The organism is Pantoea ananatis PA13 (assembly GCF_000233595.1).
GTDB classification, from domain to species: Bacteria; Pseudomonadota; Gammaproteobacteria; order Enterobacterales; family Enterobacteriaceae; genus Pantoea; species Pantoea ananatis.
The window spans coordinates 1856102-1881940 of the sequence record NC_017554.1; the positions used below are offsets into that span (position 1 = coordinate 1856102).

Annotated in this window: 22 protein-coding genes and 1 pseudogene; 22 read left to right on the forward strand and 1 reads right to left on the reverse strand. The window is 50.0% G+C overall.

From position 1 onward, the window contains the following. Positions 1 to 158 precede the first annotated feature (158 nt). From PAGR_RS08660 to PAGR_RS23050, 22 genes and pseudogenes are all read left to right on the forward strand, one after another. Positions 159 to 968 carry a lysozyme inhibitor LprI family protein gene (locus tag PAGR_RS08660; protein WP_231858603.1) on the forward strand — a complete coding sequence of 270 codons (810 nt, stop codon included), beginning with the start codon at positions 159 to 161 and terminating at the stop codon, positions 966 to 968. A 10-nt stretch (positions 969 to 978) separates the two neighbouring features. Further along, positions 979 to 1827, forward strand: a complete 849-nt coding sequence (locus PAGR_RS08665; RefSeq protein WP_014605539.1) for a hypothetical protein — start codon at positions 979 to 981, stop codon at positions 1825 to 1827. 12 nt (positions 1828 to 1839) lie between these two features. Next, the gene (locus PAGR_RS08670) at positions 1840 to 2280 is read left to right on the forward strand and encodes a DcrB-related protein (RefSeq protein ID WP_014605540.1); all 441 of its coding nucleotides are present in this window, start codon (positions 1840 to 1842) and stop codon (positions 2278 to 2280) included. Positions 2281 to 2283: 3 nt separating this feature from the next. Beyond that, complete coding sequence (locus PAGR_RS08675) at positions 2284 to 6672, forward strand: RHS repeat-associated core domain-containing protein (RefSeq protein WP_014605541.1); 4389 nt, start codon at positions 2284 to 2286, stop codon at positions 6670 to 6672. Continuing rightward, positions 6669 to 7154 carry a hypothetical protein gene (locus PAGR_RS08680; RefSeq protein ID WP_014605542.1) on the forward strand — a complete coding sequence of 162 codons (486 nt, stop codon included), beginning with the start codon at positions 6669 to 6671 and terminating at the stop codon, positions 7152 to 7154. Before PAGR_RS08675 ends, PAGR_RS08680 begins: the two co-directional genes overlap by 4 nt. Before the next feature lie 400 nt (positions 7155 to 7554). Then, a complete protein-coding gene (locus PAGR_RS08685; RefSeq protein ID WP_014605543.1) occupies positions 7555 to 7842 on the forward strand; it encodes a hypothetical protein in 288 nt (95 codons plus the stop codon). Between the two features lie 198 nt (positions 7843 to 8040). Next, positions 8041 to 9152, forward strand: a pseudogene (locus PAGR_RS23495) (IS3 family transposase). Positions 9153 to 9440: 288 nt separating this feature from the next. After that, on the forward strand, positions 9441 to 9707 hold the full coding sequence (locus PAGR_RS08705) for a hypothetical protein (RefSeq protein ID WP_044042318.1): 267 nt from the start codon (positions 9441 to 9443) through the stop codon (positions 9705 to 9707). A 630-nt stretch (positions 9708 to 10337) separates the two neighbouring features. Further along, positions 10338 to 10664, forward strand: coding sequence for a hypothetical protein (locus tag PAGR_RS08710; protein ID WP_044042320.1), 327 nt, complete (start codon positions 10338 to 10340; stop codon positions 10662 to 10664). A gap of 413 nt (positions 10665 to 11077) precedes the next feature. Next, complete coding sequence (locus PAGR_RS08715; RefSeq protein ID WP_237711080.1) at positions 11078 to 11386, forward strand: hypothetical protein; 309 nt, start codon at positions 11078 to 11080, stop codon at positions 11384 to 11386. A gap of 385 nt (positions 11387 to 11771) precedes the next feature. Beyond that, a complete protein-coding gene (locus PAGR_RS08720) occupies positions 11772 to 12233 on the forward strand; it encodes a PTS sugar transporter subunit IIA (protein WP_013026224.1) in 462 nt (153 codons plus the stop codon). Beyond that, entirely contained in the window at positions 12230 to 12553 is a 324-nt protein-coding gene (locus PAGR_RS08725) for a PTS fructose transporter subunit IIB (RefSeq protein WP_013026223.1), read from the forward strand. Before PAGR_RS08720 ends, PAGR_RS08725 begins: the two co-directional genes overlap by 4 nt. 13 nt (positions 12554 to 12566) lie before the next feature. Continuing rightward, entirely contained in the window at positions 12567 to 13670 is a 1104-nt protein-coding gene (locus tag PAGR_RS08730; RefSeq protein ID WP_029570208.1) for a PTS fructose transporter subunit IIC, read from the forward strand. A 25-nt stretch (positions 13671 to 13695) separates the two neighbouring features. Continuing rightward, positions 13696 to 16329 (forward strand): mannosylglycerate hydrolase, encoded by a 2634-nt coding sequence (mngB, locus tag PAGR_RS08735; protein WP_014605545.1) that lies wholly within the window; start codon positions 13696 to 13698, stop codon positions 16327 to 16329. A 2-nt stretch (positions 16330 to 16331) separates the two neighbouring features. Further along, positions 16332 to 18239, forward strand: a complete 1908-nt coding sequence (locus tag PAGR_RS08740) for a BglG family transcription antiterminator (protein WP_014605546.1) — start codon at positions 16332 to 16334, stop codon at positions 18237 to 18239. Positions 18240 to 18281: 42 nt separating this feature from the next. Then, positions 18282 to 19454, forward strand: coding sequence for a carbohydrate porin (locus tag PAGR_RS08745; RefSeq protein WP_014605547.1), 1173 nt, complete (start codon positions 18282 to 18284; stop codon positions 19452 to 19454). A gap of 229 nt (positions 19455 to 19683) precedes the next feature. After that, on the forward strand, positions 19684 to 20172 hold the full coding sequence (locus PAGR_RS08750; RefSeq protein WP_014593966.1) for an Hsp20 family protein: 489 nt from the start codon (positions 19684 to 19686) through the stop codon (positions 20170 to 20172). 79 nt (positions 20173 to 20251) lie between these two features. Beyond that, complete coding sequence (locus PAGR_RS08755; protein WP_013026217.1) at positions 20252 to 20548, forward strand: hypothetical protein; 297 nt, start codon at positions 20252 to 20254, stop codon at positions 20546 to 20548. Positions 20549 to 20801: 253 nt separating this feature from the next. Further along, complete coding sequence (locus PAGR_RS08760; RefSeq protein ID WP_014605548.1) at positions 20802 to 21602, forward strand: ABC transporter ATP-binding protein; 801 nt, start codon at positions 20802 to 20804, stop codon at positions 21600 to 21602. A 31-nt stretch (positions 21603 to 21633) separates the two neighbouring features. Beyond that, positions 21634 to 22566 (forward strand): ABC transporter substrate-binding protein, encoded by a 933-nt coding sequence (locus tag PAGR_RS08765; RefSeq protein WP_170934927.1) that lies wholly within the window; start codon positions 21634 to 21636, stop codon positions 22564 to 22566. Then, entirely contained in the window at positions 22563 to 23573 is a 1011-nt protein-coding gene (locus PAGR_RS08770) for a FecCD family ABC transporter permease (RefSeq protein WP_013026214.1), read from the forward strand. Before PAGR_RS08765 ends, PAGR_RS08770 begins: the two co-directional genes overlap by 4 nt. 162 nt (positions 23574 to 23735) lie before the next feature. Beyond that, positions 23736 to 24161: a pentapeptide repeat-containing protein gene (locus PAGR_RS23050; protein ID WP_014605549.1), complete on the forward strand. Its 426-nt coding sequence runs from the start codon at positions 23736 to 23738 to the stop codon at positions 24159 to 24161. Between the two features lie 287 nt (positions 24162 to 24448). Here PAGR_RS23050 and PAGR_RS08775 read toward each other — a convergent pair whose 3' ends face one another. After that, entirely contained in the window at positions 24449 to 25687 is a 1239-nt protein-coding gene (locus tag PAGR_RS08775; RefSeq protein ID WP_014605550.1) for an MFS transporter, read from the reverse strand. Positions 25688 to 25839: the final 152 nt, after the last annotated feature.

The following is a 25839-nucleotide window of genomic DNA, read 5'->3' on the forward strand; positions in this document are numbered from 1 at the left end:
TTAGTACCCTTGTTTTCTTGTTTGGTTTGCTGTGATGATGCTTTTTGATTAATATGAATTTTTATATTTATAAGGATTTAAGTTTTTTATTGATTAATGAAGGCGTTAGGTTTTATGTGACTGGCGCGAACGTGTAGTAATTTGTTTAAAATTTAATCATGATTGATTTTTTTGCTGCCTCAAGTCCTGATAATTCTCAACTTATACGGTGCGTCTTGATAATGCCTCGTTTTTCTTTAATTTTAATTTTTTCTTTATCTGTTTTTCTAATAAGTAGCACCAGCAAGGCTAATGAAAAAAATCACGTCACACTTAATGATGAAGGGCGCATTTTCTTGGTCTGCTTAAGTAAAAGTAGCGCAACGAATGAGAAATTAAGTAATTGCTACCGCAACGAAATCAAGCGTCAGGATGCACGGCTGAACCAAAACTACCAACATTTTTTGGCAACGCGCCGTGAAGATGCCAGGCAGCGTTATGTGGAGGCGCAGCGTCAATGGGTTAAATATCGTGATACTAACTGCAACGCGCAAATTGCTAACGCAGCAAACGAGGATGCTGAATTAATTGCAGGCGATCGCTGTTATTTAAAAATGACAATTAATCGTGCAGATGAGTTAGCTCCTTCAGCACCTTTAACGGGCAGTTGGTATGGAGAGAGCGAAAAGAACGGTACGCTTAATGTGACGCTGGTACAGCATGGCGATGATATTACCGGCACCTACTGTTATATGAATGGTACTGAGCAGATAGATTGTCCTGATGATGATAATCCCCATATATTGCACGGACGCGTGAGCGGTAACACTGCTATGCTTTCATTCCCTTCCTCGTCAGGTGAACCCGACCGCAGGAAAGCCAGAGTCACCTTAAAAGGGGCAAATCTTTCGTGGCAACTTGTTGAAGATCGTGATGGTAACCTAATGCCGACACCGGTTTCATTTGATACTCTCGTGCCTTTACCATGATAAAAGCACAATGTTCATAAATCGTCTTTTCAGCAGCTTATTGTTTGTGGCTGTCCTTATGTTGGTATCGTGCCTTGCCAGGGCTGAATCCACTGCAGAAACCGTAACTCCCGCTTTAAATGAGGGAGATTTTTCCGTTCTGCTCAACGACTACGCTTTCACCCCCGGCGACGCATGGAACAACCAAAGCTTCATACGCGCAGGCAAAGCCCTGAGTTCCGTTGTGGCCGGAGAAGTCGTCATCAATGAGCAGCGGTACAACTATTACCAACATACCTATGAAGGCTTTCAGTTATTCAGCGCGACGGCGGTAGGAAACGCCAGCCATGCAATTCTGGCAGAGATCCTATTGGACGGTGCCAGCGTGCCGACGGCTCGTAACATAATCGTCGGCGATAGCGTGGAACAGGTTCAGAAAGCCTACGGACCCGGAAAAGAAGATAACAGTGATAATCAGCACTGGCTTATCTATAAGATGGGTGAGAAGCAGTTGATGTTCGAAATTGACCAGCAAAAAGTCAGCCACATCATGTTGAATACCACCATGAGTGCAGAGCAACATGAAGTCAGCGCTGATCAGGCTATCGCCTTAGCGACGAACGCGATTCATACTTATCACCTCACCGCGCTTGATGATCAATGTCTGAGATACGACCTGGATGACACCAGCGAGAAGGCGTTCTACATCATCACGGTTCGTGAAGACAACCATGACGTCAGTTGCGGCGGGGACCCGGATATTTCTCCCCGGCTTTTTGATATCAAAGTTGCTCGTGATAACACACAGATACTCACAAATGCCGATAACGCGGATGGCGATTATCGTAGCCTGGTTCCACCCGCCACAAACAATCAATAAAACGGACATCCTATGAATTATCAGTTTAATGAAGGCGCTTTTGCGCTGTTTCCTGCCGCCTGGCAGGACACGACCATGAATATTTTGCGGGATGACGCCAGCGGACTGGCATTAGTGGTGAGCCGTGGTGTGATTCCTGAAGACAGCGATGCGGAAAAAGAGTTTCAGCGCCAGTGGGACACGTTGCGCAGCCAGATGGGCCATATTCAGCAGACGGAATTTGTTCGGGTTACGGCTGGCGCGGATAACGCTTTGCGTGCGCTAGAAGTTGAAACCGCCTTCGATCGTAACGGACAAGCCGTGTGGCAGCGACAGTTGGCGACCCGGGTTCCGGATAGCAACATCTTAATGATTTTTACCCTCTCCGCGATGCGCGCTTTCAATGAAGAAGACGGACAGCGTTGGAGTGCCTTCAAACAAAGCCTGAGTCTGAACAACCCACGGAAAGCATAAGCTATGGATAACCGTGCGGCCCGCGTGGGCGATGAGATCATTCATTCCAGCATTTTCGCTGATATCACCAGTATTGTCGCTGAGGGCGCAGCCTACGCGGTGATCGGTGCGGCGGTCGGTGCGGCGGCAACAGCAGCAGCACCATTGCTGGGGGCAGGAATGGCTGCGGCAGGCGTCGCAGCCATTGGTTCCAGCTGTCTGCTCAGCGGCATTATTGGCGGTGTATTAGCGAATGCTGCGGGCATTTCGGATGACATCACTAAAGCGGCCGATGGGCTGGGAGACATGATATTCCCGCCTTCTCCAGCCGGTGTGATCGCCAGCGGATCAGAGAATGTTCACGTGAATGGTCTTTTAGCTGCACGCGCGGCCGGGATGCTTACGCCCGGAGATACGCCGCCACCGGAACCGCAATCGCCCAAGAGTTTCGCAGACTATGGCGGCATGCTGCTCTCTGCGGTGGGTCAGTTTGGCAGTGCAATGTGGCAACCCACGGTAGCCTCCGCCGACGCTGGCACCTCTCCGCTGGAACAGGACAAAGTGGCCTGTGAAAAGCACAGCGCACCGCAATATCTGGCGCAGGGATCGAAAAGCGTCTTTATCAATGGCCAGCCTGCGGTGCGCGCAAAGGATAAAACCACCTGTGATGCCACCGTGAGTGACGATGTTTCCCCCAATGTCATCATTGGTGGTGAAACCGTCACTGTAAGAGAGATTAAAAGTGGCAAGGTGCCAGGTCTGGCCGTGATGATGATCGGCCTTTCCCTGATTCGTGGTCGCCCCAGCCAGATTCTGAAAAACATGCCCTGCGCACTTGCTGGCGCGGTCGGTGGGATGATGGCGGATATGGCGATCAACGCCGCCTTCTCATCGCTGTTTCCGGTTCATGCCTCCACGGGCGTCAAAGTGCTTAATGATGATGCCGAGCGCGATTTCTCCCTTCCTGGTCGCTTCCCGCTCAGTTTCCAGCGTAGCTATAACAGCCTGACCCAGCGCAGCGGATTATTTGGTCTGGGCTGGGCGACGGTGTTTGACAGCTATATAACGCTGGATGGCAATCAGGCGACCTGGTTTGATGACAACGGGCGCGAGCTGAGCTTTGCGGTTCCCGGTGAAAAAGAGGTGCTCTACAGCATCAGCGAAGGGCTGATGGTAAGGCGCAACGAACTGGGTGATGTCGCCATTGCCGACGACGACGGTGCGGTATGGCGTCTGTACAGACGTACGGCCGCTGATCCGCAAGTGCTGCGGCTGGCTTCTCTGAGCGACGAGTACGGCAATGCGCTGGAGATGGGCTGGGACGAGCAGGCTCGTCTGGTGCGCATTCATGACGCGCCGCTGGCTATTGATGTCACCCTGCATTACGACGACAAACAGCATGCACAGCGCCCGACCTCGGCCAGCCATTTTGATGGTGAGCAGCAGTGGCCATTAACGCACTGGACTTATAATGAACAGGGCCAGCTTGCCAGCGTCACCGATGCCGCAGGCGTTGTCTCGCGTCGTTTCCGTTACAACGATGACGGGTTAATGGTCTGGCATCAACTGCCGGGCGGGCTGGAAAGCGAATATCGCTGGCAGAAGCTGGATCACTGGCGCGTCGTTGAAAACCGCACCAATACCGGTGACGGCTGTCACATGCATTATGATCTTGATGCTGGCATCACGCGCGTATCGACCTATGACGGTCAGCAGCGAGAACATCACTGGAATGCTGCAGGGCTCATCACCTGCTTTATTGATGAGCGGGGCGAGACCTGGCGCTATGAGTGGGATGAAAACGAACTCCTGACGCGCCGTATCGATCCGCTGGGTAATGCGGTGAGCTTCACCTATGACGATCTCGGCAACCGTGTAGAGGAGAAAGATGCGGACGGCGGTGTACAGGCGGTGCAATGGCTGTCACACCGTTCTCTGCCCACGGTCGTTGCCGGGGCTGACGGTGCCACCACGAAATACTATTACGATCCCCATCATGGCCTTGAGCGCGTGGTTGATGCGCTCGGGCAGAGTACCTTCTATAAGCGGGATGAGTTTGGGCTGGTTGTCGAAGAGATTGACGCGGCAGGCAACAGCTATCGTCGTGAATTCAATGATGCCGGCCAGGTTATCCGCGAAACAGACTGTTCAGGGCTGACGACGCGCTACCGCTATCATCCCCTTGGCTGGCTCAGCTGTGTGACTGCGCCGGATGGTGAAGAAACCCGGTATCACTATGATGCAGCGGGCCGTCCTGTTCTGCTGGAGCGGGCAGAGGGCTGGGAAGAGCGATTGCGCTGGAGCGACAACGGCCTGCCACTGGCCCACGAGTCAGCGGATGGTAAACGTAGTGAATTCCGCTACGACAACGTCGGACGCTTAATCGCCAACCGTAATGCCCAGGGCGAGACGGTTCAGCGCAGCTGGGACAGCCGTGGTCGGTTGACAGCGCTGCAAAACGAGAACGGCGAGCAGTATCAGTTCGAGTGGGGCGCAGATTCCCTGTTGCTGGCCCAGGTTGGGCTGGATGGCGTTGCCACGCGATATGACTATGATGCGGCGGGCCGTACGGTATCACGCACCTTTGCCGCCGGACATCCTCAGTCCATTACCCATCGCTATCACTGGAGCCGGGCGGGACAACTGCTGGCGCGGACCACGCCGGAAGGCCAGACGCGCTATCACTACAGCGGTGGTGGGCAGTTAAGTAAAGTGTCGCAGCATCTGCCGCTGTCTGACACCGAGTGGAGCCAGCAGGCCGAGCAGGAGATTGCGTTTACCTATGATGCGCTGGGCCGCATCCTAGGTGAGCAGGGTGAACAGGGCGCGCTGGCCTGGGATTACGACGCGCTGGGTAACTGCACGGCCTTAACCCTGCCGGATGGTCGCAACCTGAAGCAGCTTTACTACGGCAGCGGCCATTTACTGAGCATCGCGCTGGACAACCTGCCGGTCACCGAGTTTACCCGTGACACATTGCATCGGGAACTCAGCCGCACGCAGGGCGGCCTGACCACGCGCAGTGAGTATGACCGGTTAGGCAGGCTGCGCCGCCGTGACGTTTTCAAAGGTGAAGCACAGCGTCCTGCGCCGCGCGTCTGGTCCCGTCGGCGGGACTTCGATTACGGCAACAACCTAATCCGTGAAGAGCGCGACGATAACCCGTTCAGCCAGACATTATGGCACTACGATAACGCCGGTCGGCTGCTGTCTCAGGAAGGCGCGCAGCCGGGTAATGAGCAGTGGCGCTGGGATGGCGCAGGCAACCCGCTGGATCGCCATGCCGCTTCCCATATCATGCATAACCGTGTCACTGAACTGAACGGTATCCGCTGGCAGTACGACATTCATGGCCGCACCACCGAAAAGGATGACGGCCAGACCCGCTGGCGCTACCGTTACGATGGTGAGCACCGCCTGACGGATGTCATCAGCGAACCGCGGGACCGCAATAAGCCACGTACTAAGGTGAGCTTCCGCTACGATCCGCTGGGTCGACGCATCAGTAAAACCCGCCAGCAACTGTTACAGGGCAGGCCGTCTGGCAAGGCCATCACAACGCGCTTTGTCTGGGAAGGCTATCGTCTGCTGCAGGAGATCCACGACGATACTCCACTTACCTATGTGTACAGCGACAGCCAGAGCTATGAGCCGCTGGCCCGTATTGATGGCGTGGAAAGCCCGGAGATATTCTGGTTTCACTGCGCCGCGAATGGTACGCCCGAGCTGCTGACCGACGTTGAAGGCCAGAAGACCTGGGAAGGTGTGAACAGCCCATGGGGCAAACTGCTGCGCGAGTCTAACCAGCGAATTCCGGTGGTGGAGCAGAACCTGCGTATGCAGGGCCAGTACCTGGACCGTGAAACCGGGCTGCACTATAATCTGTTTCGCTACTATGACCCGGACAGCGGCCGGTTTACGCAGCATGACCCGATAGGGCTGGCGGGCGGGATCAACCTTTACCAGTATGCCCCGAATGCGCTGGGCTGGGTGGATCCGTTGGGGTTGATGAAGTGTAAAAATCCTTCTAAGGAAGCAACAAAATGGCAAGGTCCAAAAAACCCCGATTACCCTGGAATTGACGTTTACAAGAATAGGAAGCTTAAAAAAGGTACAATTCTCTATGCTCTTTACCCTAACGGTGACCAGCAACCTGCATATGTAGTGACGTTCCCTACAGTTAATCAGTATAGAGGAGATCCGTTAGGTTATCATCAAGCATTGCAAGTTAAATTGGACCCACGCTGGCCTATGCGTACGAAATTAAGAGCATTTTATGTAAGCGAAGACATTGACGTTGCTTACGGTAGAGCTGCAGCGAATAAAATGTATGGCGATGGCGGGGGACTTCAGTTCTTCATACCAGAGGAATTGAGACATTTGTTAATCCCAGGGAAAATTATTGATATATGAAAAAATTAAAATTTGATCCAATTACAGGCGCAATGATTTTAGATGAATTAGGTTTGGATGTTACAGATGAAGACATTTTTTGTGAAAGCGATTTCTATAAAAAAATGAATAGTCATGGCTTTATAAAAAAAAACCTTCCTCATCATTATCTAATCGATTCAATAATTTTTTTTAACAAAGAATTTGAAATGCATATAAGGCCAATATGTTTTAATTTTCCGTTTATGGTGCAACTTATAGATAAAAAAAGTAAATATTACGATTCCTTAAGTAATTGGGATGAACGAACCAATATTGAAATGTTAAATGACTCAGTAAAAAACTTATCTAATTGGCTTTGTTCATCATTAGAGTTAAGAGAGCCTGATTTTATTTCAAATGATGTAGTAAGGTGGGAGTTCTCTTGGGGGGATATTTCAGTTTCCTATGAGACAAGATCATTCAACCATGGTATATACATGACATGGAATACTGGGGAGTAATAAAAACCACAATAACGATTAAGTTTATTTAAGGTTAACGGAAGCAAAGATATAGTCTTGCTACAGATGAAGAGATGGAAATCTGGAAACAGTTATTTAATATTTGGTAGTGAAACTTGAATTAATTAAATTTTATTTGAATTATGCATTGATTTTACGGTAGATATTATGACGAACTTAATAAAGGAAAAAATTATGGGAAGGTGTTAAGAGCACATGGAATAAACTTGCTGCCAAGTTGTAAAAATCAAGTGGAATCAGATGACTAATATATCACAATTTAAAGTTAAACCGGGTTCTGTAATCCTCGAAAGAAGGGCATCTGCTCAAGGTGCCGGGTTGCCAGGTGGTCAGACTCAAAAATACATAACTGATCTCGCAAACTTATTAGATTTATGAAATGACAAAATTAAATAAAGCAGTTGCAAAGATTCAGAAAGCTATAGATGAGCTTGATAAAGCTATCCTTACAAAAGATGAGAAGGTATTATCTGTAAGCTCAATAAACCAGCTCTCAAAATTTAAAGAAAGCTTTTTAACAGTATTAAGGTTGATTCAATCAGATAATACCCCCCCTAAAAATAAAAGAGTTTTAGGTATAGCAAGAGTCGTAGCTGATCAGTGGCCTTTTAACTTTGAGCTAGGAAGTATTATTATCGATGCAGAACAAGCTTATAAAGAAATATAATTAAAAAGCCGGAAGCAATCCCCGAACTCCTTCCGGCTTTTTACTTTTAGCCGCCGCCCGTCAGGCCAGCGCTGCCCTCATCCGTTGGAGCGCCTGTTCCAGTTCACTGCGCAGCGCCTTGTAAGCATCCCGGTAAACCGAACCATTCACTTTTAGAGATCTTCCGACATACTGATTATGTCCTGTGAGGAGATCACCATGCGTAAAGCCCGATTCACCGAACACCAGATCATTGCCGTTCTGAAGTCCGTCGAAGCCGGACGTACCGTTTAGGATGTCTGCCGTGAAGCCGGTATCTCTGAAGCCAGCTATTACAACTGGAAAGCGAAGTTTGGCGGTATGGAAGCCTCTGATATAAAAAAGATGAAAGACCTGGAGGATGAAAACCGTCGCCTCAAACAGATGTTTGCTGCTCTCAGCCTTGAATGCCGGGCACTTAAAGAAGTCATCGAAAAAAAGCTTTAAAACCAGCGATAAAGCGTGAGCTCGTCGGTTACCTGACTGCGCAATTTACCATGAGCATTCGCCAGGCCTGCAGGACGTTATCGCTGAGCAGGACGGTCTGTTTTTACCAGCCCGATACCCGGCGTGATGAACCGGTGATCCAGGTGCTGACTGAGCTGGCAGAGCGCTACCCGCGATACGGCTTCAAAAAGCTGTTCCAGCTGCTGCGCAGGCAGGGTAACACCTGGAACCATAAACGCGTTCACCGGATTTACTGCCTGCTGAAACTGAATTTTCGTCGCAAGGGAAAACAGCGTTTACCCGCACGTAACCCGGTGCCACTGGCTACGCCGGAAGCGCTTAACCAGAGCTGATCCATTGATTTTATACATGATGCGCTGGTCTGCGGCAGACGCTTTCGGACCTTTAATGTGGTTGATGACTTTAACCGCGAGGCCCTCGCCATAGAAATCGATCTGAATATCCCGGCACAGCGGGTGGTCAGGGTGCTGGACAGAATCGTGGCAAACCGGGGTTATCCACTGAAACTGCGGATGGACAACGGACCAGAACGGGTCTCACTGACGCTGGCACAGTGGGCTGAAGAGCATAGAGTGATGCCGGAATTTATCAAGCCGGGAAAACCAACGCAGAACGCCTTTATCGAACGGTTTAACCGGACGTACCGAACAGAAATCCTGGATTTTTACCTGTTCAGAACGCTGAATGAAGCCCGGGAAATCACAAGTCGCTGGCTGATGGAATACAACATCGAGCGGCCTCATTAATCCCTGAATAACCTGACGCCGGAGGAGTACCGGCTGATGGCCGAAAAACCGGAAACCTCAAAAAGTGCGTGGAACTAAAACGGGTGTGCTTGCAGTTCATTCATTTCTACAACAAGTGCAGATAGTAGTATTCAAGCTAAGATTGATGCTGCATTGCTACCAGCATGGAAAAATACCAGACAATGCGAACCTACAATATTGGTGCCTAGGGGGACTATATTACAGATTGGTGAGGTTGCACCTCAAGTAACAAAATCCGGTGCAATAATAGTTGCTGGGAAAGCTGATCAAATAATCCTTCCTCGAGACTGGGATCAGAGTTGGATTTTAAACATTAGAAGAATTAATACTCCATAGGTTGTCTACATGAATAAGAATGAAGTTATAAAAATATTAAAAGATACGCTGAGTTTAATCAAAAGTGAAGCTTTAGGGCATGGAAAAAATAAGCTTGATGACATCATTAAAAAATATGAATTAATAATTAAAAAGATAGAGGCTGACATCCTGGATCATAATGACATACACAATTCAGTAAAAGCTTATTTGGAAATTTATAATGATTACGATAATCCATTACTTTTTAAAATGTCAGATGCTGAAAAAGCAGTATCTACTTATCTTGAATTTTAGAAGTTATCGATGATTTTAATGAGACCTATAATAGCTTAAAAACTATTAGCTATATCAAATGCTTCTAGATAAGGTGGGGAGCTAGAAGATGTGGAGGATAGCACAGGTAACCGACTCAATTATTCTGTCGCCACATCATTTGATGCATAGTCACGTTATAGTACTCAATACTAAATTATGTAGGTAGCATCGAGATTAGAGAAACATTTTATACTCGGTTGTGGGCTCTTGAACATCCCTGTTTTTATTAGTATGCGCCAATTGCGCTGGGATGGTTGAACTGTGGGGGGTGAGTAGGTGTAAAGGTGATTATAAATAAGAAATGGTTAATAATCCGGGCCTTTGGCAAAAATTAATGGGAATTCAGCTTCTGATTCTGTACCAAAAGTACACATAGACCTAGCAGTAAAACCAAAATGGATAGATAAAAATGGTATATTGACAGACAACTTTCTAATTGAATCTGTATACAAGTTATTTATTCCTAAAGGGACAACTATTTATAAAGGGCCTGTACGCTATCAAGGGGAGTTTATCTGGGTGAATAGAATATAAATCAAATATTTGTTGAGCAACCGTGGCGACTAAGTGGAGTATAAGTGCTTGATAGTTGGCCGTTGAGGTAATTATATGGATTGTAGAAAGATATTTGCCGATTTATTGATTGAATTTGAAATTCTGAAAAAAATCCTTGAGAAAGAACATGAAAAAAATTGGATGAGAGGAGTGTTGGCAATAATTGAAAAACTTGATATTTGCTTAAACAAGGAAGGTACTTCTGAAAAAGAGAGCTTAGAGGAAGCTTGTGATACATGGAAAACAATGGAGCAGGGGAATGGTTCTTTTACTGATTTTTATATTTGGCGCGATGATGAAAAAGAAAGGAGTGAAGCTAATAAATTTTTGGATTCTGTAAAGAGTAAAATATGGAAAATAATAAATGATAATAATCTTTAAGTTTTAAATGAGTAAAAAAATTGTAAAGCCTAAAGTCAGACGTAAGTTATTATTGTGAGTGCTGATAGTGAGGAATACCCAGCAATATTAAAATGTTATTTGGCTATTTTCTCAAGATGGCGTGCAACTTGGTAAAGGTCACTGCTGCTGGGACAGTTCGGGCAACCCGCTGGATCGCCATGCCGGTTCCCACGACGAGCATAACTGCATAACTGCATAACTGCGTGACCGACCGGAACGGGATTCGCTGATGGTACGATATCTAGGGCTGTATCATTGAAAAGGATGACGGCCAGACCCGCTGGCGCTACCTACCTGTTGCAATAGTTCTGATGCTGTTGCTGATCGCCTTTGCATTTAATTTGCTGACATTTCTGCACGCGTTACCTCAGCTCAGCCCACAGGTACATGCGTTGAGTTTTTTTGTTCCCTCAATCGTCATTATTGGCGCGATACTCACGGCCAGTTACCTGCTTGCGCGGTGTTATACAACCGGTGTGGCGGGGTTAGTTTATCTCTGTGCGATGTTGATGATATCGACCATTTTACTACTGGCCTACAGCGTTATTTCGGGTAGTCACTCAGGCCTGTGGCTGCTTCTGGCACTCGCTGCTCTGGCTGGTGCTCGCTGGATACTTAACGGACAAGCTTTCATTCTGTTTGCCGTTTACTGCCGGACACAACGCCTCGCCAGAGTTGGCCGGCAGCGTCGCATGATATAGCCCGCAGGTTGGTCTGTGGTATCCTCTTTGCAGACCAACTCATTCCCCCATTCCGCCCACATCCCCTTTTTTATCCTCGCGTTGAATCGCACTCAACACGATAACGCTGTCTCCCGTCTTCTAAAATACACCACACATCTCCAAATATATCCCTTCCTGTCACCCTAAATAGGTTTCGGCCTTACTTACTTCTGTTAAACCTTCCCTTATCAAATCAAGTGATCTCACGCTCATAACGTTTTTTTATTTAGACAAAGCTCCCATTTCTGGCCCGCTCTGCCGCAGACATCTTCCGCACCATACCGGAAACCGCTTGTGTTTACATACCTTAGGTTTCGGTTAGGATTTTCATCAAGGTACGGAACAATCCGGCAAGAGGGAAAACATGCTTATTGATCGCGAAAGCATATTCTTAAATAAAGCATTTACCAGCAAAGACGAGGTCTTTGATTTTATTGCTTCGCACGCGGTTGCACAGGGATGGGCGCTGAGTGCAGATGACATTAAAACGGATCTCTGGCAGCGCGAGCATGAATATTCCACGGGTTTTGAAAGTCAAATCGCCATGCCTCATGCCAAAACGGACAACGTAATAAAAGCCGGCGTGATTTTTATTCGGCTGAATGACGCAATTGAATGGCAAAGTCTGGATGGCGAACCCATCAAAATAATCTTCGCACTTTTGGTACCAAAATCTGGCGCCAGTCTTCTGCATTTAAAAATCATAAACGCGCTGGCAAGCCAGATTGTTGATGATGATTTCAGGCGAGCCTTATTTACGCTCGAAAACAGGGATGCCCTGTTCCAGTTTATGGTGCAACGAATCCAGTTTAAGGAGGAAGCATGAATATCGTAGGCGTCACGTCCTGTATTGCGGGCTTAGCCCATACGCCAATGGCAGCCAAATCGCTTGAGAAAGAGGGAAGAAAGCAGGGCCATCAGGTGCATATCGAACAGCAAGGGGCGATGGGGATGATCGATAAATTAACCCCGCAACATATTGCTGAAGCGGACTTTGTGCTGATTGCCGCCGATCGCTCGATTGAAGAAGAAGAGCGCTTTGCCGGTAAGACCGTCATTAGGGTGAAAATCAGTCAGTGCGTCGGACATGCAGCCGAGGTCATTGCAAAATGCGTGGCGGCTGTCGAGGCGCGCCGTAACCCGTGATATTGGTGACACTATGAAAAAAACTATGGTCAATATCAAAAACCATTTAATGACAGGGATCTCTTTTGCGCTGCCCGTCATTATTGCCGGCTCGTTAGTCGTCGCCGTGGCTAAGATTATCGGCATCATCTTGGGTGAACCCAATCTGGACAGCTTTGCCCACAGTAGCGGGCTGGAAAAATGGCTGTATCTTGCCCAGGATATCGGCTTCAAAATCATTGGATTAATGAATTACGTATTAGGTGCTTACGTTGCCTATTCAATAGCCGGGAAAAAAGGGCTGGCGCCAGGTTTTGCGGCGGGGCTGATTGCCTCTGTTACCGGATCCGGTTTTCTGGGAGCGGTACTGGGCGGCTTACTGGCGGGTTATTCTGCGGAATGGGTATCACGAAAAATCCGCATCACCGGTTCTGCCGCTTCGTCCGTGCCCCTAATTATCCTGCCGTTTATTACCGTTGGGCTGCAGGTTGTCGTGATGCTGTTGCTACTGGGCGATGTCCTGCACTGGCTCAACAGTTCGCTGATGGCCTGGGTGCAGCGCATGACCGAAGACGGCACCAATACCGTTGTGCTGGCTGCGGTACTGGGTGGGATGATCTGTTTTGACCTTGGCGGGCCGGTTAATAAAGCGGCATGGGGCACGGGAAATGTGTTGTTTATGAGTGGCGTTTATTTACCGGCTATTTTGGTCAATGTCGCGATTATTATTCCGCCATTAGGCTATGCCGCTGCCCGCTTTATCCGGCCACGTAACTTCAGTGAAACCCTAAAAGAAGCCGGTAATGGCTCGGTGATTATGGGCATTCTGGGAATATCCGAAGGGGCAATACCGTTTACGTTAAAAAATCCCGCGCGATTAATTCCGTTAAACATACTGGCGGGCGCCATGGGTTCAATGACGGTGGCGCTGTTTAAAGCCTATCCCATTATGCCGCCGTTGGGGGGCTTGTACGGTGGTTTTACCGTCGGGAATCCGTGGGCCTATTTTCTTGGCGCGCTGGTGGGCACCTTGGTGATCGCAATAGGCGCTAACGTTTTAGTGAATTTTAATGAGACGGATGCGAACAGCGAGAGCATCAATACTTCCCCAGACGATATTGAAATTAAATTCGACTAAAGCGGTTTTTAGTAAGGTTAATAATATGAAAAAGCGGACAGTTCATCTCTATACGCACACGCACTGGGATCAGGAGTGGTATTTTACGTCTTCACGCTCGCGGATTTACCTGTATAACCATATTAAAAATCTTATTCAGGTACTGGAAACCCATCCTGAGTTTCCCTGCTATTTATTAGACGCACAAAGCTCACTTATCGAAAGCTATCTTCAGTGGGCTCCTGAGGATCGAGCCAGACTCACGAAACTGATCGCCGATGAACGTTTGCTGACGGGGCCGTGGTTTACCCAAACGGATCAGTTGGTGATTCATCAGGAGTCTGTTGTCAGGAATTTGTTTTACGGTATGGAAGTGGCTCAACGCCATGGCAACGTAATGAAGCTAGGCTATGTTCCGGACTGTTTTGGCCAGGGCGGCAATATGCCGCAACTCTATCGCCAGTTCGGTATCCATCATGCCTTATTCTGGCGCGGCATCGCCGATAATACGCTGCACGAAACAGAATTTTTCTGGCAGGGTGATAACGGTGACCGGGTTTTTGCCCTGCAGATGCCGTGGGGTTATCACTACGGCGGCTTGCTGGATGAAACGCCTGAAACCATGAAAGCCTTTCTTGATGAGAAGATGGCTGCAATAGAAGCGCGCAGTCATCGCCAGCACCTGCTGTTTCCTCATGGCTTCGACCAGGCTCCCGTGCGCCGCAACTTGCCAGAATTAGTCGAGCAGTTTAATGCCCGTGATGATAGCCGCGAGTACCTCATCAGCAATCCGCTGACTGTCGTTAAGATGCTGGAACAGGAAGCCGGTGCAGAGGCTCGAACGCTAAAGGGTGAACTGACCGAAGCTAAGCATTCGCGCGTGCACAAAACGATCTTCTCCTGTCGTGCCGACCTGAAACTGTTAAACAATGAAGTTGAATCGCTGCTGGTGAATACGCTTGAGCCTGTGCTGGCGATAAGTCAGAGCCTGGGCAATGCCTATCCCAAACATATTGTCGCAACGATATGGAAACTGATGTTTTACAACGCCGCCCATGACAGCATCGGCGGATGCAACAGCGATGATACCAATCAGGATGTCTTCTTCCGCTATAAAGAAGCCAAAGGGCTGGCGCAGAATTTACTGGAGTTACATACCCGACTGATCACACAGCGCATTCCGCGCCAGCATGATTTTACCTTCACCGCTTTTAATCCACTGCCGTGGAGTGTTGCTCCAGACATAACCTTTGAGGCCTGGCTGCCGGGGCTGCCGTTTACCTTGCGTGACGGCAACGGCAAAGCAATCCCCTGTGTTATCGAGTCGGAAGAAGACCTGACGCAATACGTACTTAATCAGACGATTCGCCTCGATCCGGGTAAAGCCTGGCATAAACCTGAAAAAGTCTGCCGTACGCGTCTGACCGTTAACAGCCCGGTATTACCGGCACTGGGCTATGACCGCTGGTACATTGATTTCAGTGAGGATAACGCCGCGAGGCCAGCGCTGAGCCAGGAGACAACGGCTGAAAATGACGTTTACCATATTCAGGCGGAAGCCGATGGCCTGTTAACCATTACCGATAAACGGAGCGGTAAACGCTATCCGCGGCAAATGCTGTTTGTGGAAAACGGTGATGATGGGGATTCATACAATTATTCGCCGCCTCGGGCCGACTGGATGATTACGTCTGAGGGCACCATGACGACCGTTCAGAAACAAAAGAGTACCGTCAGCCAGGGCCTGATACTTCGCTACGCGCTCAAGGTCCCGGCTGATTTAGCCGAAAGGGCGGCAGGCACTGCCACGACAACCCTGAACCTCAAGGTAAAAGTCGTTCTGCAGAATGACGATCTTATTCGCTTTAATGTGGAAGTGGATAACAACGTTCTGAGTCATCGTCTTTGTGTGCACTTTGCCACTGATATTGCGGCCCGGGTTTCCTGTGCCGATCAGCTGTTTGGCGCGGTCACCCGACCGGTGCAACTTGGCAAGGCGCTGCAGTGCTGGGAAGAAGAGCGCTGGCAGGAAAAACCGATCTCGATTGAACCGATGCAAAGCTACGTCAATCTCCACGATGAGCAGCACGGCTTTACGCTGCACACCAATGGTGTGCGTGAATACGAAATCGTCGGGGATGATTTCAATACGCTCTCGCTGACGCTGTTCCGCACATTTGGCTTTATGGGTAAAGAAAATCTGCTTTATCGGCCGGGCCGCGCGTCCGGTGAAAGTATCGTAGAAACGCCCGATGCCCAGCTGTTGAAAACTATGACCTTCTCATTTGGCTGGCGAACTTACCTCGGCACATTCGATGAGGCCCAACATGCGCGCGTGTCGAAAACCTGGCTGACCGAGTTTCCCGTTTATCAGGACAGCGACTTCCTGAACGGACGACTGCGTTTTTGTCTGAATGACGAGGTGCGGGATTATCCCGAAACTTATAGCGCGCTAAGCCTGCCAGCAACACACCGCGATGCCCTGGTCAGTGCGGTGAAATGTGCGGAAGACCACAGCGGAATCATCATCAGATTTTATAATCCCCATCTGGAAACCGATGTCGTGATTCCGCCTCTGCAGGACGCGCGCTGCGTAATGCTCGATGAGATGACGCCCATGCAGGCACGGCAGACGCTCAAGCCTAACGACGTGCAGACGGTGCTGATTAAACGGATATAACCATGAGACTGTTCACCAGCAAACGGGTCAGGGACATCTTCATGACACTCGCGCAGGGCGATATCACGCAGGCCGCCCTGGCAAAAGAGATGAAGGTGTCAACAAGAACCATCCGTACTGACCTCAAAGAAGTGGGTGACATCGTCAGCCAGTCTGGTAACCGTCTTATCTATTCGCGAAAAAACGGCTTCTCATTACAGATTAGCGAGCCTGAGGCTCTGCAGGTTTTACTGAATCAGTGCCAACGGCCATGGAATGAAACACGTTCGGGAGCACAACGTCGCGCTGCCATGCTGGAGGCACTGCTGTTTGATGAGCAGGGCGTGAGTCTTGCTGAGCGGGAAGCCGAGTGGTTTATCAGTATCTACAGCTTAAGAAATGATATTACGTTGCTGAAGCGTCACGTCTCTCTCTATCAATTGCGTATTGTGTCGGAGGGTGAGGACATCTTTACGCTTAAAGGCAGCGAAATTGCCTTTCGGCGTTGCATCTACGACCACCGACTGCGCCTGACTCAGGCAACTGACGAGGACAGTTATGTCGGCCCGGTTACGGCATACCCGGACTGCAAAAACGCATTGAGCCAGTGCCTTGCAGAGAAAAGGATTGCGATAAGTGACGCGAATCTTCGCTTTTTAAGCCTGATCACAGGGATTGCGCAAGAGAGGATGGCGCGAGGCAAATGGCTACGGGATTTTGAATTTTGCGATGCGGAACCTGGCTGGAAAACGCTGGCTGAAGCCGTACTCCAGTCTTTGTGCGCTAACCCGGCGATGCCGTTTTCGCAAAGTGAAATTGACTTCATGGCCATGAATCTTGTCGCCTTTTGTACCACAACCTCCAGCCACAATCTGGTCTCTGAACAATACGCTGTTGAACGCACGATAATGAATCACTTCCTGAGCTACGTGAGTACATCGTGGTTTATTCATGTCAATTATGACGCGCTGTCCCAGGCGACGCTGCTAAGCCATATCAGAGCCATGCGCATTCGCGTCAACAACGCGATTACCATTGTTAATCCCTTACTGGAACAAATAAAACGCCACTATCCGTTAATGTATGAATTAACGCTTAGTGCATTCAGCGAACTGGACCAGTTCTTCAAGGCGACCATCAGTGCCGATGAAATCGGTTACCTGGTCATGCATATTGGCGCCATTCTGGAAGACAGTATCAGCCATCAGAGTGGTCAGGGGATGCGGGCGCTGGTGGTTAGCGATCAGGGGATGGCCTCGACGCGAGTCGTGTGTCAAAAAATCCTTAGCATGTACCCGGGGTTAGATATCGTCAGGCAGATCTCCGTTGAGCAATATAGTCTGCTGCCTGAGGTTTACGAAGATATTGTCATCAGCCTGGTCAATATCGTTGAGAAGAATAAACGTATTATTCTATTGCCCCCGTTTCCAGAGAGAGGGCAGCTCGAAAATATAAAATATTATTTGGTGTCTGAAACACAGCCTGTCAACGCGATGCTAACGTATTTTTCTGCTGATAATTTTTTTGTATTAAATGCGAGAGATTATACCCGTTCATCATTAATTACGTTTCTTTGCGACAGGTTAACCGCGCAAGGGCGGGTTACCGATCATTTCTTATCGTCGGTATTAGATCGTGAAGCGCGGGCGTCAACGCTGCTGGATGATAAAATCGCCATCCCGCATCCGTTAGGGCCTGTTGCCCTACGCACCACAGTCTCTGTCGCCATCTTTCCCGAGGGCATTGAGTGGGATCGCGGTAAACAGGTAAAACTTGTTTTCATGTTGGCCATCAGTGAGGACCAGTTCATTGACAGTATGCTGATATATGACTTCCTCACCAATATTCTGGACGACGATATTATAGAAAAAATAAGTCAGTGTAAAAATTATAACGAATTTATTACAGCCTCAAAAAAGCACTTCCTTTAAGAAATTTATTCACTCAGGGTTATTTAGCATAAGGAGTTGGTTATGAAATACCGGCATTATGTCTGGGGACTGGTTTTTATCTCTTCCGCTTCATTTTCCTCGATAACGTTTGATACAGAACAAGGCGCGCTGAAACTCTATGGTGATGTTGAGTTCAATCTCGATGGTGCAAGCAGAACGGGCCAAATTACCTCATTAAAAACCCGTGCTGATAAAAACTGGAAGGCAGGAGAAGCGGAACGCTGGGACGTCAATGGCCGAATTTTAATCGGGCTGGACGGTTACCGAAGCATGGCGGATCAATCCTTTGCAGGCTTTACCGTGCAACCGCTTGCCGATCTCTCTGGCGGGCTTGAGTTAGACGACGCGGCTTTCTTCTTTGGTCAGGAAAAAGACTGGAAAGTGCAAGTAGGCCGCTATGAAGCCTTCGATATGTTTCCGCTCAATCAGGACACGCTTATCGAATATTCCGGCAACACGGCCAACGATCTCTACGAAGATGGCTATGGCTATATCTACATGATGAAAGAGGCGCGCGGACGGGGATCGGCGGGGGCTATTCAGCTAAGTAAAACATGGCAACGTTTTTATTTTGAATTAAATGCCATGGCGAATGACGGAACGAGGTTGTTCCAGAATGGGGAATACCATGGGAATACAATGGAGCATAAAAAGAATGTTATTTATTTGCGCCCGGTTATCGCCTGGCGCCATAGCGACGTCACGGCGGCTGTCGGCATGGAAAGCAACGTGGTGAACAATGCCTATGGTTATACCGATAACCGGGGGCAGTTTAAGGATCAGTCTAAGCGCAATGGATATGTCGCCACGCTGAGCTGGGACGGGCAACGTGCGAATCCAGATTCAGGGGCGGTCATCAATCTCAGCACGGCCTATATGGATGCGACGGAAGAACAAAACTTCAGTGCTGGGCTGAATGGACTATGGCGCGACTTTCAGCTTGGCTATATCTACGCGCGTAACGATGTGAAAGCCTTTACGATACAGTATATCAGCGGAGCCAGCCTGAGTGACTTTATCTTAGGCAAGTATGATATCCATACCATCCACTCCTCTTACCGTTTTCGCAATGTCATGAAGATGCAAAATTTCGATATTTACCTTGGCGCTTACTGGTCGCAGATTAATGCCGAAAGGCACAGTGGCGATAACGAACGTTACGGGGCACGCGTCCGGTTTAAATACCATTTCTGATAGGCAATAAGCCGCTCCCGGTTGAGATGACATGGCATTTTTACAGGGCGCGGCGCGTCACTCAACATCGTCAAAAAGGCACCAGGTTCTGGCCCGCCAGCTGCCAAAAAAATTTCGTTTTCATCCCTTGAAATCATCCAAAAAGATCCTATAAATTTTTGTGAGAAACGGGGAGGGTCCCCACTCAGATGAGCTTTTGAATGAACGATTAATTCAGGAGGTTATCACCATGGCATTACGTAATTTTCCACTGTTTCCTTCTGTTGCAGATTCTGCATTCTCAGACCGGTTCAACCGTATCGATCGGCTTTTCAGCCAGTTGACCGGTGATGCGCCCGTGTCGGTTTCACCCTCTTATGACCTCAGACAAACGGATAATGAGCACTATGAGCTCACCGTCAGTGTCCCCGGCTGGCAAGAACACGAGCTGGAGATCGAGGTGGCGGGCGGTCGCCTGACGGTTACCGGCCAGAAAGAGGTGGTTACAGATAAAGAGGCGGACAAAGAAGGCCAGAACAGCGGCTGGCTGCATCGGGGCATCAGTCGTTCAGACTTCCGTCTGAGCTACAGCGTGCCTGAACATATGAAAGTCACCACCGCACGGCTTCAGGATGGACTGCTGCGGGTCGGTTTGCATCATGAGGTGCCAGAAAGCGAGAAACCTCGCCGCATTCCGATTGAACACCGCACCTCAGAGGCGATTGAACATCAGGCTTAATGGCAGTTTGACCCGACAGCGGGGAGCGTGAACAGCGCTCTCCGCACTATGTTATCAAGCGGAGAATCAGGAGGCTGTTATGAGAGTCATCAGCGTGCCCGAAGATCGTAGCCTGTATCCTAAACTGGTCGGCGAGACCGTCATGGCTGCCAAACTGCAGCTAGGCAGGACCCGCTTGTCGGTGAATTACAATAAAGTGCCAGGCGGAATTCTGCCTGTGCTGGTGGTGGATTTTTACAACGAGAAGGGCAAGCTCTACACCCTGCGCTACAACCTGCCACCGGATACCCCAGAGCGTACCGATCGCCGGGTATCGTTGCTGATGCGCTTGATTGAGAAAGAGGCCAACGAGGAAAAGTTGGCTGAGGCAGTGTGACCGCTCAGGACAGCGGTAAACGCGAGGAAGTCGTTATGTTGAATACCTTTATGCTGCATAGCGCTCTGGGGGCAGGCATGTTAGCGATGACGGCCAGCCTGTTGCATAACCGATTTAAATAGCCTGTTCCGTCATTCGTTATCCCTGTCTTTAAGTGCCGCGTCGTCGGCACTTTTTTTCATGTCAACTGGGCGCTTGTTATTCTACCTTGCCATTGTTATGTTATAACGTAACATAAAATTGAGGTGATCTGATGCAGCCAGAAATACTACATGCCAGTGAATCAATATTGCGGGTGGGCATTGGGACGCTGTGCAAACCTGATGGCGGCTGCCTGCTCAATAACATCACTTTCGGCATCGGGACAGGGGAGCGCCTGGCAATTATCGGGCCGAACGGCAGCGGCAAAACCTCATTGCTGCGGGCGATCAGCCGTGAGCTGGCGGTGCAGAAGGATGAGATAACGCTAAACGGTCGCTGCATCAAAACTTACACACGGCAGGAGTTAGCCACATGTATCGCCGTCATGGCGCAAAACGACGTGCCTGACCTGAGGCTGTCGGTTGAGGATTACGTTGGACTGGGTCGTCTTCCTCATGTGCGCGCCTGTCCACATTCTGTCAATCAGCGCGTTGTGAGTGAGGTGCTAGAGGAAACAGGGCTGGCGGCGTTACGGCGACGTTCACTAGATGCGTTATCAGGCGGTGAACGGCAAAGAGCGGCCCTGGCGCGCGTTCTGGCCCAAAAGCCACAGCTGATTCTGCTGGATGAACCGACCAATCATCTTGATCCCCTTGGCCGACATGCGCTGCTGACGTTAATCAAAAACAAAGGCATCACGGCCGTGGCGGTCTTGCACGATTTATCACTGATAGATACGTTTGCCGACCGCGTGCTGATTCTGTCACAGGGGGAGCAGGTAGTATGTGATGCGCCCGCTCGCGCCCTGTCATCCCGCTATCTCCGGCCGGTATTCGGTTTAAACAGTTTTACCGTATCGCATCCCGCGAACGGGAGTCATTTACGCATTTTCGAGGTGCCAGACTGTGCCTGATTCGTTGTTAAGGCTCTGCTGCGCGGCATGGCTGGCGAGCATTCCTGTTGGACAAACCCTCGCGGCCGATTTCCCGGTCACCATTGAAAGCTGCGGTCAGCCGGTTACCTTTAATGCACCGCCTGAGCGGGCGGTCATTAACGACCTCAATATGTCAGAAATGGCCTTTGCGCTTCATTTGCAGGATCGCATCGTCGGGCTGACGGGCATTAGTGGCTGGTACAAGATGACACCGGAATTTAAGCAGGCGATGGGGGCCATTCCTGAGCTGGCGCCTAAGTATCCCTCTCTGGAAACGCTGGTGGCGGTGAATCCTGACTTCTTTTTTGCCGGCTGGAATTATGGCATGAAGGTGGGCGGCGACGTGACGCCAGCCTCGTTAAGTCAGTACGGCATCAAGACGCTGGTGCTGAGTGAAAGCTGCGTTTTTACCCAAAAGGACAAGCATAAAGCCAGCATGGATCTGCTTTATCACGATGAGCTGACGTTAGGTAAAATCTTTGGCAAACAGGCTGAGGCGCAGGCTTTAGTTGATCACTGGAAGGAGCGCCTGAGAATGATTCCTCAACGGCCCAGCGCGGTCCGGCCGTTAAAGGTCTTTGTCTACGACTCCGGGGAAGATAAGCCGTTTACTAGCGGAAAATATGCCATGCCAACCGCCATCATTGAAGCCGCCGGCGGAACCAATGCGCTGGAGGGGCTGGATATCAGTTGGGGCACCACGTCATGGGAAAGTGTGGCGGCAACCGAACCTGATTTCATTATCTTGCTGGATTATCAAACCGGCGGCGGGGCGGATGCCCTTCGGCATTTCCTGGAAAGTCATCCGCTGATGAAACTCACGCCAGCCGTCAAACATCATCGTTATCTGAAGCTGCAGTATGCTGAGCTGACGCCAGGCCCGGCTAATATTGCCGCGGTGGAGAAACTGGCGCGCGCCCTGTATTCAGGAACCGCGCCGTGAATGCTACACCTTACCGTTTTTATTGCATCTTGTGCTTTTGCGTCCTTCTGCTGGCAGTGCTGATGTTAATCAGCGTTGCCAAAGGCACGGTCGCGTTATCCCTGACGCAGGTGTTGGGCGCACTGGAACTGATCGCCATGCCTCAGTCTGAAATGATCAGCCGGATTGTGATCGATCTCCGCCTGCCGCGCACGTTGCTTGCAGCCTTGACCGGTGCCGGGCTGGCGATGGTGGGAGCGCTGCTGCAAACCACCACCCGCAACGATCTGGCCGATCCTTTTCTTTTTGGTCTCTCTTCCGGTGCTTCGGCTGGTGCGGTGCTGGTCATCACCCGTTTTGGTAACGGGTTAGGTGAGCTGACCTTGCCGGTTGCCGCCTTTGCGGGCGGGCTCTGTTCTGCCGCTGCGGTCATGTTGCTTTTCTACTTCAAAAAACTGCGCAGCCCAGCACACCTGATCATCTGTGGGCTGGCTGTGTCTTTTCTGTTTGGCGCGCTCACCAGCTATTTTATTTTCTCTGGCGATCAGCGAGCGGCCAGTTCGGTGATGTTCTGGTCGCTGGGTGGCCTGGGGCTGGCCAGCTGGCAGAATCTGCCTGTTGCGCTTGCTGGTGTTGTTCTGCTGAGTGGCTTTGCTCTGATGCGTCATCGCTCGCTGGACGGGCTGCTGGCGGGCGAACAAACGGCGCTGTCGCTGGGGATTAACGTCAGTCGTTTGCGGATTGAAGTCTTTCTTTGTTGCGCGCTGACGACCTCAATGCTGGTCGCGCTCACCGGGGTGATTGGTTTTGTCGGCCTGATGGTACCGCACCTGTGTCGACCGGTCACAGGGGTAAAGCACCGTCTGCTGTTACCGCTGTGTGGCCTGGGCGGCGCGGTTTTGCTCTGTGGCGGGGATATCATCAGCCGAACGCTGCTGGCACCGCAGGAGCTGCCGATTGGGATTATTACGGCAGGCATCGGGGGGATTTTTGTGATTCTGCTGCTGACCGGTGCATCGAATACCTGAAGCAAAACGAGGCCAGTTCAGCCCGGAATATACGGATGCTCACCGCCTGTCACTAAGTAGCAAAATTTCACTCTTCTCTCAGGCGTGACAATTGGCCTCTTTGCGCTATTAAGTGAATTAAAGGCTGTAAACCTCTTCGAATCAAAGATAACGAATACTGATATGTCTTATTCGAAAGTATCAGGAAGTATTAATAATAGTATTCTTGCGAATGTAGACTTTGAAAACGCGTGTTTAGATAGCGCTCTTTTATGCAAAGCAGAAATAAAAAGATGCAATTTTTCAAAAAGTAAACTAATAATCAATATGGATGATGCAGTGTGTGAAGAAAGTCATTTTGTCAAAGCAAAGTTTGTGGCTGGATCCTCCGGAATTGAGTACGGTGGTCGTCGCGTAAGATTTGTAGACTGTGATTTTACCGGCACTGTTTTTGATCGAGTTGAGTTTAGAGCAACGAAATATATTAATTGCACCTTTACTGATGCGAAATTAAAAAAATGTGACTTTCGTGGAGTTAAGTTTGAGGGTGGTATTTTACCAATAATAACCCAGTTTGATAATATGGATATACCTTCTCAGTTTATTTGATTTCGCAAATAAAGCCGAGAAAGAGAACTCAGCCTTACTCGGTTTTATTATTTAGTGTGGTTGGATCCTTTGAATATACCTGCACTTAATCTACTTAATCATCTGCTTAGTAAAATTAAAATACTCGCGCACTTCGTTGTTATCTGTCACTACACAGTGTATCTGCTAATATTTTAGCCCTACTTGCGGTTGGGCTATAGCGATAAAGCCTGCAGCATTCAATGTTGCAGCCAGGCTTTGCCAGTCAATAAGCGCATTTCTCAGTGCTGCAGCCTTCAACATCGCAATCACCCCACCGTTTCATTCTCAAGCTTCTGCCTTTTGCGCAGATTCGGAAACAGCGTCATCCAGAGCCCGACCACTACCAGCGTCCCGACGCCGCCAATCACCGCGGCAGGCACCGCGCCCATCCATGCTGCTAACAGCCCCGACTCAAACTCACCCAACTGGTTTGAGGTATTGATAAAGATGGCGTTAACCGCATTGACGCGGCCGCGCATCGTATCCGGTGTATCCAACTGAACCAGCGCGCCGCGAATCACCATGCTCACCATATCGAAACCGCCCAGCGCCGCCAGCGCCAGCAGTGAAAGCCACAGTTTGGTGGAAAGGGCAAACAGCAGCGTCGCCAGGCCAAAACCCGCAACGGAGCCAAACATAATCATGCCGACGTGCTTTTCCAGCTTGTTGCGGCTCAGCCAGACGCCGACCAACAGCGCCCCTACCGACGGCGCACCCCGCAACAGGCCAAGGCCCCATGGCCCGGTGTGCAGAATATCCTGGGCGAAGATAGGGAGCAGTGCAGTAGCACCGCCCAGTAGCACGGCAAACAGGTCGAGCGATATCACGCCGAGCACGTCTTTGCGTTCGCGAATAAAGCGCACGCCCATAAACATGTTCGACAGGGTCATCGGCATACGTTCCTGAGGAGGACGTTCGTAACGTAGGCGACTGACTAAGATTAGCGACAGCAAATAAAAGAGCGCTGAAACCCCGTAAACAACCTCGGGACCGGCCACGTAAAGCAGTCCGCCTAACGTCGGCCCGACAATCACCGCGGCCTGACCGCCGACGGAACTGGCCGCCATGGCGCGCGCCAGAATCGATGGCGGGACCAGCGCAGGTAGCATTGAGGTAATAGCAGGCCACTCAAGTGCTTTAGCCAGGGCGATCAGGAAGACCAACCCCCAAATTTCAATCTTATCTGCCCAGTGCAGTAGCGTCAGCGCCACCAGGGCGAGCAGGGCGGCCCATTCAATGAGTTGCCCAATCACCACGATACGACGACGGTCGAATTGATCTGCCAGATGCCCTGCGGGCAAGGCTAACAGCACCGAAGGCAGAAACTGCATCAGGCCAATCATGCCCAGTGCCATGGCGCTGTGGGTAATCGCATAGATTTGCCAGCTGACGGCCACGGAAAACATCTGAAAGCCAAACGAAGAACAGGTACGGGCCAGCCAGAAGGCCACAAATGACCTGTGTTGCAGCAACGCATCTTCGCCTGTAGAAACCCCTTTATGCATAATGATTCCTGTCCCGAACCGCCTGTTGGCGAAAGTGGTTGCATCAGTCTGATTCATGACCGTATTCGGTCTTATTTTGTCCTGGCTGAAGCACAGTGAATGTGCTGCATGATCCGACTCGCTCGCCAGACCTTTCTGAACTTAAGCGGAAT

What these genes read in the sequence shown, in the direction of transcription:
- PAGR_RS08660 (WP_231858603.1), top strand. Translation starts at nt 159, where the DNA reads ATGATTGATTTTTTTGCTGCCTCAAGTCCTGATAATTCTCAACTTATA.
- PAGR_RS08665 (WP_014605539.1), top strand. Translation starts at nt 979, where the DNA reads ATGTTCATAAATCGTCTTTTCAGCAGCTTATTGTTTGTGGCTGTCCTT.
- PAGR_RS08670 (WP_014605540.1), top strand. Translation starts at nt 1,840, where the DNA reads ATGAATTATCAGTTTAATGAAGGCGCTTTTGCGCTGTTTCCTGCCGCC.
- PAGR_RS08675 (WP_014605541.1), top strand. Translation starts at nt 2,284, where the DNA reads ATGGATAACCGTGCGGCCCGCGTGGGCGATGAGATCATTCATTCCAGC.
- PAGR_RS08680 (WP_014605542.1), top strand. Translation starts at nt 6,669, where the DNA reads ATGAAAAAATTAAAATTTGATCCAATTACAGGCGCAATGATTTTAGAT.
- PAGR_RS08685 (WP_014605543.1), top strand. Translation starts at nt 7,555, where the DNA reads ATGACAAAATTAAATAAAGCAGTTGCAAAGATTCAGAAAGCTATAGAT.
- PAGR_RS08705 (WP_044042318.1), top strand. Translation starts at nt 9,441, where the DNA reads ATGAATAAGAATGAAGTTATAAAAATATTAAAAGATACGCTGAGTTTA.
- PAGR_RS08710 (WP_044042320.1), top strand. Translation starts at nt 10,338, where the DNA reads ATGGATTGTAGAAAGATATTTGCCGATTTATTGATTGAATTTGAAATT.
- PAGR_RS08720 (WP_013026224.1), top strand. Translation starts at nt 11,772, where the DNA reads ATGCTTATTGATCGCGAAAGCATATTCTTAAATAAAGCATTTACCAGC.
- PAGR_RS08725 (WP_013026223.1), top strand. Translation starts at nt 12,230, where the DNA reads ATGAATATCGTAGGCGTCACGTCCTGTATTGCGGGCTTAGCCCATACG.
- PAGR_RS08730 (WP_029570208.1), top strand. Translation starts at nt 12,567, where the DNA reads ATGAAAAAAACTATGGTCAATATCAAAAACCATTTAATGACAGGGATC.
- mngB (WP_014605545.1), top strand. Translation starts at nt 13,696, where the DNA reads ATGAAAAAGCGGACAGTTCATCTCTATACGCACACGCACTGGGATCAG.
- PAGR_RS08740 (WP_014605546.1), top strand. Translation starts at nt 16,332, where the DNA reads ATGAGACTGTTCACCAGCAAACGGGTCAGGGACATCTTCATGACACTC.
- PAGR_RS08745 (WP_014605547.1), top strand. Translation starts at nt 18,282, where the DNA reads ATGAAATACCGGCATTATGTCTGGGGACTGGTTTTTATCTCTTCCGCT.
- PAGR_RS08750 (WP_014593966.1), top strand. Translation starts at nt 19,684, where the DNA reads ATGGCATTACGTAATTTTCCACTGTTTCCTTCTGTTGCAGATTCTGCA.
- PAGR_RS08755 (WP_013026217.1), top strand. Translation starts at nt 20,252, where the DNA reads ATGAGAGTCATCAGCGTGCCCGAAGATCGTAGCCTGTATCCTAAACTG.
- PAGR_RS08760 (WP_014605548.1), top strand. Translation starts at nt 20,802, where the DNA reads ATGCAGCCAGAAATACTACATGCCAGTGAATCAATATTGCGGGTGGGC.
- PAGR_RS23050 (WP_014605549.1), top strand. Translation starts at nt 23,736, where the DNA reads ATGTCTTATTCGAAAGTATCAGGAAGTATTAATAATAGTATTCTTGCG.
- PAGR_RS08775 (WP_014605550.1), bottom strand. Translation starts at nt 25,687, where the DNA reads ATGCATAAAGGGGTTTCTACAGGCGAAGATGCGTTGCTGCAACACAGG.